Source organism: Brachybacterium sp. UNK5269 (assembly GCF_049266655.1).
Classification (GTDB): Bacteria; Actinomycetota; Actinomycetes; order Actinomycetales; family Dermabacteraceae; genus Brachybacterium.
Genome location: NZ_CP184883.1, coordinates 293108 through 305822, shown reverse-complemented (window position 1 = coordinate 305822; position 12715 = coordinate 293108). Strand labels below are relative to the sequence as shown.

Genomic DNA, 12715 nt, shown 5'->3' with positions numbered 1-12715 from the left:
GTGTGAACGTGATCGCTCGCTCTCGCGCGGAGGGGTGTCAGCGGATTCATGCGAGGACGCACAGAGCCGAAAGAGCGCGCGTCGAGGGATCCGACGCAGGGACGAGACGACCGCGGTCGAGATCGATGACCTGGCGCCGACGCTCCGGCCAGGCGCACGCCCCTCGCAGGGCGCCCCGACCACTGCTCCCAGCACAGCCGATGCCCCCATGACGTCCTCATCACGGCCGTCCACTCGGCCGTGCCGGCAGCCGGAGGAAGCCGGAATGTCCGATTCCTACCCTTTGCGCGTTTTGACCGCTATGCTTCGGGGATCGACAGGCGCCGCCCGAGGTGCCACTGAGAACGCGAGGAGGACCGCGATGCGCATCGGCTACGCGGCTGGAGGTTTCGACCTTTTCCATGTCGGACACCTGAACCTGCTGCACCAGGCCAAGCAGCGCTGCGATGTTCTCATCGCGGGAGTGGTGAGCGACGAGATGCTGAGGGAAGTCAAAGGCATCGAGCCCGTGATCCCCACCGCCGAGCGCGCCGAGATCGTGGCTGACCTACGTTGCGTGGATCAGGTCCACATCGAGACCACTCCCTCGAAGCTCGACGCCTGGCGGGCGACGGGCTTCACCCACTTCTTCAAGGGTGACGACTGGCGGGGCACCGAGAAGGCGCTCCTGCTCGAGCAGCAGTTCGGCGAGGTCGGCGTGGAGATCGTCTACCTTCCCTACACCCTGCACACGTCCAGCACGGCCCTGCGGCGTGCGCTCGCGGCGATCTCCGCCGCCGCTCCCGCCTCCGGGGCCGTGCAGGCACCCGCCTTCGCCCCCTGACCCCAGCACCACTCTCGGCACCTACGGACAGAAAGGAAGTACCAATGCGCGGACAGCACTCGCCCTCGGCGATGCACTCAGCACCCGCGACCACGGCGACCTTCCCGAGTGATCGGACCGGCCCCCCACGCCTGTTGCTGGTGGCCTCCACCGGTGGCCACCTCACCCAGCTCGTCGCCCTGCGCGACTGGTGGCAGAACTGCGAACGCAGCTGGGTGACGTTCGACAACCAGCACGCGAGTTCCGCCTTGGCCGGCGAGAACATCATCTACGCCCACTCCCCCACCACCCGCAACATTCCCAACGCGGTCCGCAACGCCGTGCTCGCGTATCGCACCCTCAAGGACACGCGTCCGGACCTGGTGATCTCCACTGGTGCCGGTGTCGCCGCTCCCTTCTTCGCCGTCGCGCACGCCCTGCGGATCCGCACCATGTACATCGAGGTCATCGATCGGATCTCCTCGCGCACCCTCACGGGACGATTGGTATACCCGTTCTCCGACGCGTTCGCCGTGCAATGGGTGGAGCAACAGCGCCTCTACCCCGGCGCAACCGTGATCGGACCGACGCTATGACCACGCGAGTCTTCGTGACGGTCGGCACCGACCACCACCCCTTCACCCGACTCATCCAGTGGGTGGACGACTGGGCACGGCGTCACGACGAGTTGATGCTCGTGGTGCAGCACGGCTCCGCCGAGCCCTCGGCATTGGGGCTCAACCACGAGCTGCTGTGCAGCGATCGGCTCGCCGAAGAATACGCCCGTGCGGACATCGTCGTCTCGCAGGTAGGTCCCGGCACCATCGCCGACGCCAACCGGGCCGGTCACAGGCCGATCGTGGTGCCCAGGGATCCCGCCCTCGGCGAGGTCGTAGACGACCACCAGGTCGCCTTCGGGGATTTCATGAGCCATCGCGGCCGTTGCGTCGCAGTGCACACCCAGGAAGACCTGGAGGCTCAGCTCGACGCGCGATTGCTCGCACCGGCGCCTGAGGTCCCCGCCGCGGCCCTACCTGACATCACCGTCACCACCGTGGCGGGCCTCGTCGAGAACGTGCTCGCGTCGCCCCGGCGCAGGTTCTCGGCCCGGCGGCTGCTCGCGATCGCCCGCCGCCCGGCTGTGGGCGCCGCAGAGCCGTCCCCCGGCCCCCGGAACGCTCTGGCGTCCTGAACCTTTACGCCATCCCCTGCCGTCGTTGGGCCCGTCCGCGACGCCTCTGGGGCTGCTGCCCCAATCCAATCTGGAGAGACGAATGAATCACGTGATGACCCCGATGGTGGCGCCGCAGCGGCTCACCTTCCAGGTGTCGCTGCGCCGCCTGGATGCCGCGCAGAAGCCCGGCGACGGGGTGCCGGCCTACACCCGGTGGGTGAACCGTCGGGCCGCCCGGTACTTCTGCGCCGCCTTTGCGCACCTCGGCGCCACCCCATCGATGGTCTCGGTCGTCAGCATTCTGACGACGCTCGCCGGCCTTGGCGCCTTTCTCGCTCTGCACCGCACCCCGTGGCTGGCTGGACTGGTTGCCGCCGTGCTGTTGGCCATCGGCTATGCGCTCGACTCCGCGGATGGCCAATTGGCCCGCCTGCAGGGCTCCTCGAGCCTCCAGGGAGAGTGGCTCGACCACACGCTGGACGCCGTGCGCATGCCGACCGTGCATCTGAGCATCGCGGCCGGCTTCCTGCTGATGGATGCCCCGTTGCTGGCAGTCGTCGCCGCGGCGTTCTCAGTGATCGCCTCGGCGGCGTTCCTGAGCCAGAACCTCGGCGGCCTGCTGCGGGACCGCTCGCACACGAGTCGCTCCCGCGTCCGCCGCCACCAGTCGTGGCTGCTGCTGCCCGCCGATCCGGGGGTCCTGTGCTGGATCTTCGTGCTCTGGGCCGTGCTGCCATTTTTCGGCGCGGCGTACGTCGCGCTCTTCATCGCCAATGCCCTACACATCACCGTCTCCACCCGCCGGCGCTGGCTGGAGCTGAGCGAAGGAGCGTCCGCATGACCACCCCGACCCCGTCCGTCACCACCGTCATCGCGACCCGCGGGCGTGGAGCGCTACTGCGCCGCGCGCTGCGCTCGATCATGAGTCAGGTCTTCGACGGCCACTTGGAGATCCTCGTGGTCTTCGACCAGAGCGACATCGATCCACTCGACGACCTGCGCGCGGAACTGCCCGTCGGCGTCACCCTGGTCTTATGCCGCAACGACCGCTCTCCGGGACTCGCCGGCGCTCGCAACACGGGCATCGCACGGGCCGTCAACGAGCTGATCGCCTTCTGCGACGATGACGACGAGTGGGCTCCCCACAAGCTCCAGGCGCAGATCCGGCTGTGGCAGCAGCACCCCGAGGCCGCAGTCATCGCCTGCGGGATCACCATCGTCACCCTGGACGACGTCACGGACCGGATGCCGCCGCTGCGGACCACCCGCGCCGATCTGCTTCGCTCCCGCGTCGGCGAGCTGCACCCCTCCTCCTTCCTGTTCCGCCGCGCTGACCTGGTCGCCATGCCGGGCGGGGTGGACGAGGGCATCCCGTTCGGCTACGGCGAGGACTACGACTACCTGCTGCGGGTCACCGAGCTCGGTGACGTGCTCAGCGTCCCGGACCACTTGGTCATCGTCCACTGGGACCGCGACTCGTACTTCGCCGGACGCTGGGAGCGGATGGCCGAGGGGCTGAGCTACCTGCTGACCAAGCATCCAGATCTCTTGGACGACGCTCGCAACGCGGCGCGGATGTCAGGTCAGGTTGCCTTCGCCTACGCGGCGGCCGGGAAGTCCGCGGCGGCTCGCACCTGGACCCGTCGCACTCTGGGACACCGGCCGACGGAGCCCCGCGCCTGGCTCGCGCTGCTGACCATGACGCATCTGCTGTCGCCGCAGTTCACGATCTCGACGCTCAACAAGCGCGGGCGCGGGATATGAGCGCCCGCCGACGGGGGGCCCTGATCCTGTCCCTCCTGGTCGCCGTCGCGCTGATCGTGGTCGCCGTGGTGATCGCGGGCGGGCGACGGGACGCCGAGCCCACCTCGGCGTTCGACCCCTCGGTGCCGACCAGCACGCACACTCCTCCGCCGGCCTCGCCCACCCCGACGGAGAAGCCGAGCACCGAGCCCGGCGACACCGCCGACCCCAGCGATCCCGCAGATCCCGCAGATCCCGCAGATCCTTCCGCCCCCACCGACCCCGCGCCCTCGCTCAGCCCTGAGCAGCGCACGGAGATCTCGGAGCAGAGCACGGTACTCCTCGAGGATGTGCTCGAGGAGACCGCCGAGATCGATCCGAACAGTCAGCAGGACATCGTCGGCGATCTCTCCGCAGTCGCCTCCCAGGCCTACCTCAGCGAACTCGAGTCCGAGCGTCTCGAGTTCGCGGCCGAGGGTTGGACCCGCGAGGGCTCCTACTCCCTCGGCCAGGCGGAGGTCCTGGACCATACGAGCAGCGCCGACGGGGAGGTCGCCACGGTCCGCGTGTGCGTCGACTCCTCGGCCCTGGTCACCCGACGGACGGACGGCGAGATCCTCGAGACCTCCCCGTCCAGTGACCGTGCATGGAACGTCTTCGTCCTGGAGCGTGCCGAGGTTTCCGCCGACTGGCGGATCGTCGGTCGCTCCTTCTCGGACGACCCAGCTTGTTGAGCAGCGGAGGAACAATGAACACCACGACCGGGACCCCGGCCTCCCCCACCGGCGCGAGCCGCTACCGTCGAGCGCTCCGAGCCCTGTTCGGCCTCGTGCTCGCCCTCACTGCGATGCTCCCGGTCGCCGCCGTCGCCGCCCCGGACGCGTCCGACGAGGCCTCCGTGGCCCCGGCCGCCTCCTCGCGCGCCGCGCTCGCACAGGCCGCCGTCCCCGCTCAGGACGGCCTGTCCGAGGAGACCGCAGCGGCCTCCTGCTGGGAGCTCAAGCAGCTGGACCCGTCGTCTGCTGACGGCGTGTATTGGCTGGTCACGCCTGAGCTGGGCGCACCGCAGCAGTTCTACTGCGATCAAACCACTGACGGCGGCGGCTGGGTCCTCATCGGCCGTGGCCGCGAGTACTGGACGCAGAGCCAGGAGGGTCGTCTGACGCCTGCTGACGTCGCCCAGACCCCCACCGGGACCGCCGCCTTCTCGCCGGCCCAGCTGCCGGCGGAGACCGTCGACGGACTGCTGGACGGCGGCCGGGTCGATGCCCTCACCGATGGCGTGCGCCTGCGCCGCGCCCGCACCGCAGATGGCAGCGCCTGGCAGGAGACGCGCTTCAGCTACGCCACCGAGCGGGAGGACTGGTCCTGGCAGTTCGTCGGTGCCCAGCAAGTGAGGTCCTGGTCGATGGACACCTCCACCGGCAGCGGCGGCACCACCGGAAGCTTCGGTGCCGACAACTCCTATCGTCGCGTGGACACCGCCGTCGACGGCAACCGCGGATGGGCCCGTGGCTTCTCCTACGGCTCCCAGGCCCGCGGCACCTCCGCCTCCTCGTCCTACCTCTGGGCGCCCACGGCTACCTCCGGCTACCCGCGCCCCTTCACGCAGGTCTTCCTGCGGCCGCAGCTGCGTAGCGAGGACATCTTCACCGCCATCCCCGATGGCGGTCTGCCGGCGAGGAGCCAGGTTGCCACCGCCCAGAGCTACCCGATGGCCACCCCATGGGGTGTCGGCGGGCTCGGCGCAGGGGGTACCGGAGAGCTCAATACCGAGGTCGCGGACTTCGCCGAGTCGAACGGCGTGATGTACGTCGGCGGTAATTTCCTCTACGTCCAGCGCGACGCGAACGGCACCGGACGCGTCCAGCAGAGCTACCTCGCCGCCTTCAGCGTGGCCACCGGCGAGTGGATCTCGAGCTTCCGTCCCAACCTCGACAACCAGGTCAAGGCCATCTCCGTGCTGCCGGACGGGCGGATCGCCGTGGGCGGAGCCTTCCGCACTGTGAACGGGACCTCGGCGCCGGCGTTCGCCGTGGTCGACCCGGTCACCGGGGCAACCGATCCGACGGTCTCCACCACGATCATCAACTACACGGGCGGCACCCCGCCGTTGATCCGCACCATGGACGTTCAGGACGGGTACGTGTACCTGGGCGGGCGCTTCACCCACATCACCGGCAGCGGCGTCACCCGTGAGGTTTACCAGCGCAACATCGGGCGCCTGGACGCGTCGACGCTTGCCCCGGCTCCCGGCTGGGACCCGATGCTCGACGGCACCGTCGTGTCGCTCGACGCCTCAGAGCACGGTGACCGTGTCTTCGCGGCTGGGTACTTCGGACTCAGCCAGTGGACCGAACCGACGATCCGGGCCGGTGCCTTCACCACGCAGGACGCGACGGTCATCCCCTGGAGCGTCGACTTCTCCAACGTCTCCGGGGGCCGCACCGGGTACCAGCAGGCGGTCAAGGAGATCGGCGAGCGCGTCTGGCTCGGTGGTGCGGAGCACATGCTGTTCAGCTATGACCGGAACACCATGCAGGAGCTGAGCACCAACATCACCCAGGGCGGCGGTGACTTCCAGGCGATCAACTCCTACGGCGACGATCTCGCTGCCGGCTGCCACTGCTCCGAGAACGTCTATCAGGGCGCCCGCAAGTGGCCGGACATCAGGAACTTCCACCGGGTGGAGCACATCGAGCAGGCCGGGATCTGGGATGGTTCCGACGGCTCCTACATCCCCGAGCACAGCCCGCAGGTGAGCCTGCGGTCCGGCTACGGCGCCTGGGCGATCCAGGAGGCCTCTGACGGGTCCCTGTGGGTGGGCGGCGACTACACGCACGCACGCACCCCGAACACCAACAACCAGTGGACCGGGGCGTTCGTCCGCTTCGCGCCGACGGATGCCACGGCCCCCGCGACGCCGGCGGGGCTGGCTGCCGCCAGCGCCGCAGGCATCGACCAACTGACCTGGAACCCCGTGGCCGACGCCGCCTACGAAGTGCTGCGAGAGGACCGGGTCGTGGCCACCACGACCAGCACCTCCCTCCAGCTGCCGACGGTCGGGGACGGCACCCGGTACTTCGTCCGCTCAGTCGACGCCGCCGGGAACCGCTCGGCGACCACTCCCGTTGTCGCCCCTGAAGTGACCGATCCGGGCGAGCTGCCGCTGACTGCGATCCCCGTCGGTGACAGCTGGACCTATCGTTACGAGACCGATGCACCGGCTGCCGGCTGGACCGGTTCCGAGTTCAATGATGCGAGCTGGTCCACCGGTGCCGCCCCGCTGGGCTGGGGCCACAGCGACCTCGGCACCACGCTCACCGCTGAGGGGACCCGGCCCCTGACCGCGTACTTCCGCAACGGGTTCACCGTCGAGGACGCCACCGGCATCGCTTCGATGACCCTCACCACCCGCGCGGACGACGGCGTCGTGGTCTACGTCAACGGCACCGAGGTGGGCCGGGCCAACATGCCCAGCGGCACCATCCACCACGGCAGCTACGCCACGGCCGCACCGACGGCCGCGGCGGCCCTGGCCAACCCGGTGACCATCACAGTGCCCGGTAACCTGCTGCGGACCGGGACCAACGTGATCACCGCCGAGGTGCACCTCAACTACCGCTCCACACCGACCGTCAGCTTCGATCTGGAGGCCCTGCTGGTGCCAGGCGAGCAACCGCAGCCCGACCCCGACCCGGAGCCCGAGCCGGAGCCAGAACCGGAGCCAGAACCCGAACCCGAACCCGAACCCGAACCGGGTCTGGCGATCGCCGCGGGTGCCGACTGGTCGTACCGCTACGAGACCGACGCACCGGCTGACGGCTGGACCGGGACCGAGTTCGACGATGCGAGCTGGTCCACCGGCGCCGCCCCGCTGGGCTGGGGCCACACCGACCTCGGCACCACGCTCACGGCGGTCGGCACCCGGCCCCTGACGGCGTACTTCCGCAGGGAATTCTCGGTCGAGGACGCTACCGATGTCGCGACGATGACCCTGACCACCCGCGCGGACGACGGCGTCGTGGTCTACGTCAACGGCACCGAGGTGGGACGGACCAACATGCCCACCGGCACCATCCACCACGGCACCTACGCCACCACCGCGCCGAATGCATGGGCCGCGCTGGAGAACCCGGTGACGATCACCGTCCCCGGCTCCGCGCTGCGAAGCGGGACGAACGTGATTACCGCCGAGGTCCACCTCAACTACCGCTCCACACCCTCCGTCAGCTTCGAGCTCGAGGCCGCCCTGGTCCCGGGCCCGCGGCCGGCACCGGGCTCACCGGACGGGAACGAGAACGGCGAGCCCGTCGGCCTCCCGGAGGACGAGCCGGTCGATCAGGCTCCGCTCCCCGACGAGGGTCCGGCTCCCGGCGGCGACGCGCCCATCGACCAGGCCCCCGAGCCCGGCGGCGACGCGCCCATCGACCAGGCTCCCGAGCCCGGCGGCGACGCGCCCATCGACCAGGCCCCCGAGCCCGGCGGCGACGCGCCCATCGACCAGGCTCCCGAGCCCGGCGGCGACGCGCCCGTCGATCAGGCTCCCGAGCCCGGCGGCGACGCGCCCGTCGATCAGAGCCCCGTACTCGCGGAGGTCTGCGCAGCAGCCCCGGCGGACGACGACCCCTTGGTTCCCGCCGCCCCCGGGACCGGCCCTGCGGACGCCGAGGCGCCCGCGGATCCGGACGAGGTGATCGCTCTCGGGTCGGAGTGGGCCTTCTCCTGCGGCACAGCTCCGGGTGAGGACTGGACCGCCGCTGGCTTCGACGACTCGACGTGGCTGCGCGGCGCAGCACCACTGGGCTGGGGCGATGACGACTCCGGCACCGTCCCGACGCTCATCACGGGTCTCGTCCTCGGCGACTCCGCCCCGCAGTCCGCGTTCTACCGGAGGGCGTTCACCGTCGGGGATCTGGAGGGAGTGCAGTCGATGCTGCTCACCGTCGCCGCGGACCACGAGACGGTGGTCTCCGTCAATGGCACAGAGGTCGGTCGTCTCGGTGCACTCGGAGCAGGGACCGTCCCCGCCCCCGAGGACGCGGACCCGATGCCCGCGGCCGAGCCGGAGACCCTGACCATCCCGGCGGCCGTCCTCGTCGAGGGCGAGAACGTCATCACCATCGAGATCGTCGCCGACGACTCGGACCCGTCCGTCTCCCGCTTCGACGCGCAGAGTGTTCTGATCCGGGAGCAGACGCCGTGAGCTCGATCTCCATGAGGCGGGCCTCAGGCTCGGTGATCGTCCCACCGCCGCGCGCAGCACTCGTGCGCGCGGCGGTGGGGCCGGTCGCCACCTCCCCCCGGCTGCCCGCCTGGCCCCTGCTCGCACTGATGTACGGCTTCCCGCTCTTCTGGGTGACCGGACTCAGCCTGTTCGCGCCGCTCATCCTCGGGGGCACGATGGCGGTGTTCCTGGTGCTGCGGGGCTCGGTGCGCACCACCCCCGCAGTTCTCTGCTGGTTCGCCTTCCTGCTCTGGGTGGGAGTCTGCGCCGTCTCCGTCACCGGCTTCATGCAGCTGGTGGGATTCGGGCAGCGCGCCGCGGACCTCCTGGCCGTCGGCATCGCGATGCTCTACTACGTCAACGCCCGCGAATCGGTGTCCGCCCGTCAGGTGCTGACCGGGTTCACCGTCCTGTGGAGCACGGTGATCGTGCTGGGGGTGCTGGCGACGCAGTTCCCGGACGTCCGGATCACCACACCCTTGGCGCAAGTAATCCCCGGCTCGCTGATGGGCAACGAGCTGGTGCGGGAGCTGGTCACTCCCCGCCTGGCGGAGGTCCAGGACCCCTGGGGCGCGGAGCAGCCCTTCGTCCGGCCCGCAGCGCCGTTCCCCTACACCAACTCCTGGGGTATGGCCTACGCCCTGCTGACCCCGCTGATGGTGCTGGTCTGGACCAGGCTGCGTACCTGGAAGGGACGCGTCCTGCTGGGCATCGCCCTGGTGGTGTCGATCTACCCGGCCGCCCAGACCAGCAACCGCGGAATGCTCCTTGCGCTGGCGATGTTCGCCCTGTTCGTGGCCGGTCGATTCGTGCTGGCCGGCCACCTCAAGGCGGGCTTGGGAGTCGTCGGCCTGCTCACGACCGCCGGCGCCGCCGCCGCTGCGGCCGGGGTCTTCGAGGCGATCGCCGAGCGCCAGGAGGTCAGCCACACCACTGACGGTCGGGGCCGGATCTACCAGGCCACCTTCGAAAAGGTTCTGGAATCGCCCGTCGTCGGCTGGGCAACGCCGGGCATGGATCCGAGCATCGGGATCGCACTGGGCACCCAGGGCTACGCCTGGACGCTGTTGTACTCCTACGGGTTCATCGGCCTGATGCTGTTCTACCTCGTGCTGGCACGGGTGCTGTTGTCCTCTTGGACGCTGCGGGAGCCCGCCGCCTATGTGCTGCAGGGCCTCGTGGCCACCGTCGGCTGCTCCATCTGGTTCTACGGATTGGGCGTCACCCAGTGCCTGATCCTGCTGCTGAGCGCCGGCATGCTCAGCCGCGCCACCGTGGACGGGGGGATTGATCATGGCTGACGTGCAGGCCGCGCCGCAGCGCGCGGAAATGCGGATCGGGCGGGAGTCAGCCCTCACCTTCGGCGGGGTCGTGGTCAACGCCGGGCTGGCCTTCGTGGTCACCTGGATGATCGCCCGCGGCCTCGGGGCCGGTGCCACCGGAGACTTCTTTCTCTTGACCGCGCTGTTCATGATCAGTACCAGCGTGATCGGGCTCGGCGCCGATACCGGACTGGTGCGCGCCCTCTCCGGGGCTCGCGCCGTCGGTCAGCATCGTGACATCCGACCCACGCTCCGTGCGGCCCTGCTGCCCGTGATCGTCGTCGGGTCCGTCCTCGTGACAGTCCTGCTCCTGAGCGCAGGGCAGCTCGCGAGCTGGCTCGCGCTGGGATCCTCCGGAGCCTCCACACTGCGCCTGCTCGCCCTCGCCCTGGTCCCTGCGGCGCTCACTGGGATCCTGCTCGCCGGCTCCCGGGGACTGGGCCGCGTGCGCACTTACACCCTCGTCCAGAACCTGTTCATCCCGATCTGCCGGCTGCTGATGGTGGCGGCCGCGGTCGTCCTGCTGGGCAGCACGTCGGCGGTGGTCTGGGCCTGGGCCGTGCCACTGTTCTTGGCCGCCGCGATAGCCGCCCTCGCCCTGAGCCGGCAGGTCGGCGCCGAGACGGACCGCGGGGTGGCCGTGCCGGCCACAGAGCGGAAGGTCATCTCCCGCCGATTCTGGGCGTTCTCGCTCCCGCGGGGCGGGTCCATCATCATCGAGCGGGCGCTGGACTGGGCGGACGTGCTGCTGGTGATCGCCTTGCTGGGTCCCCGCGCGGGCGGCGTGTACGGCGTCGTCACCCGGATCGTGCAGGCCGGGGGGATGCTCGAGGCGGCCCTGCGGATCGTGCTCGGCCCCCGGTTGAGCACGGCGATCGCTCAGGGCGAGCACCGGGCGGCAGAGCGCCTGTACCAGCAGGTCACCCAGTTCCTGATCCTCGGCGCGTGGCCGTTCTACCTCGCCGTCGCCGTGTTCGCGGACGTCATCCTGGGCCTGTTCGGCCCGGAGTTCATATCCGGTGCCCCGGCCCTGATCGTGCTCGCCTCGGCGATGGCGCTGAAGAACATGGCCGGCGCGCTCCAGACCGTGCTGCTCATGGCCGGCCGCAGCTCCTGGCAGCTGCGGAACAAGGCGATCCAGCTCGTCGTGCTCATCGTGCTAGCCGTAGTGCTCCTGCCCTTGTGGGGACTCATCGGTGCCGCGCTGGCCTTCGCGGTGAGCGTCCTGGTGGACACCCTGCTGGCCGTCTTTCAAGTCCATCGTCTGCTGGGCTTCACCAGTGAGCTCCACACCATCGCCTTCTCCTCCGCGCTCCCCCTGCTCGTGGTGCTCGGCGGGTCCCTGGTGGCCCGTCTGCTGGCCTCTGGCGCGGGAACGCCGGTGCATCTGGCCGCCCTCGCGGCCGTCCTCCTGGTGTACGCAGCTGTCGTGCTCCGGGCTCTCAAGAAAGGGGTGCTCACCCATGACCACCAGTGACCACGACCCGGCACAGCCGGCGGCAATGCGCTCGGCCTTCGCCATCACCACCCATGCGGATATCCCGCAGCTGGAGCGGCTGGTCCATGCGCTCACCGACGCCGGCGACGACGTCCGGGTGTACATCAGCCACGACCTGGCCGGGGAGGCAGGCATCGAGCGCTTGGCCTCGGAGCGCTGCCGGATCGTTCGCGAGCCCGGAGGGCGAGGGGACTTCAGCGCCATCGCTCGATTCCTGTCGCTGTTCGCTCTCATCGAGGAGGACGGCGGAGCGGATTTCTCGACGGTGCTGTCCGGCGCCGACTACCCGGCGCGGCCGATCTCCGAGTTCCTCGACGGATTGGACCGATCCGGCGACGGCTTCCTGCACCATCACCGCGCGCTCGACGCGACCAGCAGCGACTGGACGCAGCATGAGGCACGGCAACGCTATCTTTACACCTGGCGCCCCACCCGGCTGCTGGGGCCGAAGGCCTCGCCGCGCTGGCATTGGCTGCACGGTCTCAACTACCTCCAACCCTTCCTCCGCTTCAGCATCGCGTACGGCCCCCTGCGGGTCGGCACCTGGCGGGGGACCCTCCCCGAGGGCATGACCTGCCATGGCGGATCTTCGTGGTTCAGTCTCTCCCGACGCGCGGTGCAGCACCTGCTCGCGGTCACCCGCACCCGACCGGACATCGTCGAGTGGGGCCGCACCAGCCTCGCGATCGACGAGTGCTACGTGCAGAGCGTGCTGTGCAGCGCGGAGAGGTTCACCTTCGAGAACCACAACGGACGATTCATCGAGTTCTCCGAGGAGGGCTTCGGCCATCCCCGGATCCTCACGGTGGACGACGCCGATCGCATCGAGGAGTCCGGCGCCTACTTCGTCCGCAAGATCGACTCCGTCGACTCGGCCGAGCTGCTCGACCGTCTCGACGCCCGGCGGACCCGGATCAGCCAGGCATGACACACCGCAGCCCTTCACCAG

The 12715-nt window shown here is 69.8% G+C and carries 10 protein-coding genes; all 10 read left to right on the top strand.

Going from position 1 to position 12715, the window contains the following annotated elements; all coding sequences use genetic code 11:
* The first annotated feature begins 361 nt into the window (after positions 1-361).
* The 10 genes from ACOJUI_RS01375 to ACOJUI_RS01330 all read left to right on the top strand — a co-directional run bounded on the left by ACOJUI_RS01375 (position 362) and on the right by ACOJUI_RS01330 (position 12694).
* The gene (locus ACOJUI_RS01375; protein WP_422116322.1) at positions 362-823 is read left to right on the top strand and encodes an adenylyltransferase/cytidyltransferase family protein; all 462 of its coding nucleotides are present in this window, start codon (positions 362-364) and stop codon (positions 821-823) included.
* Between the two features lie 71 nt (positions 824-894).
* Complete coding sequence (locus ACOJUI_RS01370) at positions 895-1398, top strand: UDP-N-acetylglucosamine--LPS N-acetylglucosamine transferase (protein WP_422116321.1); 504 nt, start codon at positions 895-897, stop codon at positions 1396-1398.
* Positions 1395-1994, top strand: coding sequence for a glycosyltransferase (locus ACOJUI_RS01365; protein WP_422116320.1), 600 nt, complete (start codon positions 1395-1397; stop codon positions 1992-1994). The genes ACOJUI_RS01370 and ACOJUI_RS01365 overlap by 4 nt, the downstream gene beginning before the upstream one ends.
* A gap of 94 nt (positions 1995-2088) precedes the next feature.
* Entirely contained in the window at positions 2089-2817 is a 729-nt protein-coding gene (locus ACOJUI_RS01360; protein WP_422116319.1) for a CDP-alcohol phosphatidyltransferase family protein, read from the top strand.
* Positions 2814-3740, top strand: a complete 927-nt coding sequence (locus ACOJUI_RS01355) for a glycosyltransferase family 2 protein (RefSeq protein WP_422116318.1) — start codon at positions 2814-2816, stop codon at positions 3738-3740. Before ACOJUI_RS01360 ends, ACOJUI_RS01355 begins: the two co-directional genes overlap by 4 nt.
* Positions 3737-4453, top strand: coding sequence for a hypothetical protein (locus ACOJUI_RS01350; protein ID WP_422116317.1), 717 nt, complete (start codon positions 3737-3739; stop codon positions 4451-4453). Before ACOJUI_RS01355 ends, ACOJUI_RS01350 begins: the two co-directional genes overlap by 4 nt.
* A 14-nt stretch (positions 4454-4467) precedes the next feature.
* Positions 4468-8925 carry a fibrinogen-like YCDxxxxGGGW domain-containing protein gene (locus tag ACOJUI_RS01345; RefSeq protein ID WP_422116316.1) on the top strand — a complete coding sequence of 1486 codons (4458 nt, stop codon included), beginning with the start codon at positions 4468-4470 and terminating at the stop codon, positions 8923-8925.
* Entirely contained in the window at positions 8922-10247 is a 1326-nt protein-coding gene (locus ACOJUI_RS01340) for an O-antigen ligase family protein (RefSeq protein WP_422116315.1), read from the top strand. The genes ACOJUI_RS01345 and ACOJUI_RS01340 overlap by 4 nt, the downstream gene beginning before the upstream one ends.
* Positions 10240-11745: a lipopolysaccharide biosynthesis protein gene (locus ACOJUI_RS01335; RefSeq protein ID WP_422116314.1), complete on the top strand. Its 1506-nt coding sequence runs from the start codon at positions 10240-10242 to the stop codon at positions 11743-11745. Before ACOJUI_RS01340 ends, ACOJUI_RS01335 begins: the two co-directional genes overlap by 8 nt.
* Positions 11732-12694, top strand: a complete 963-nt coding sequence (locus ACOJUI_RS01330; RefSeq protein WP_422116313.1) for a beta-1,6-N-acetylglucosaminyltransferase — start codon at positions 11732-11734, stop codon at positions 12692-12694. The genes ACOJUI_RS01335 and ACOJUI_RS01330 overlap by 14 nt, the downstream gene beginning before the upstream one ends.
* Positions 12695-12715 lie beyond the last annotated feature (21 nt).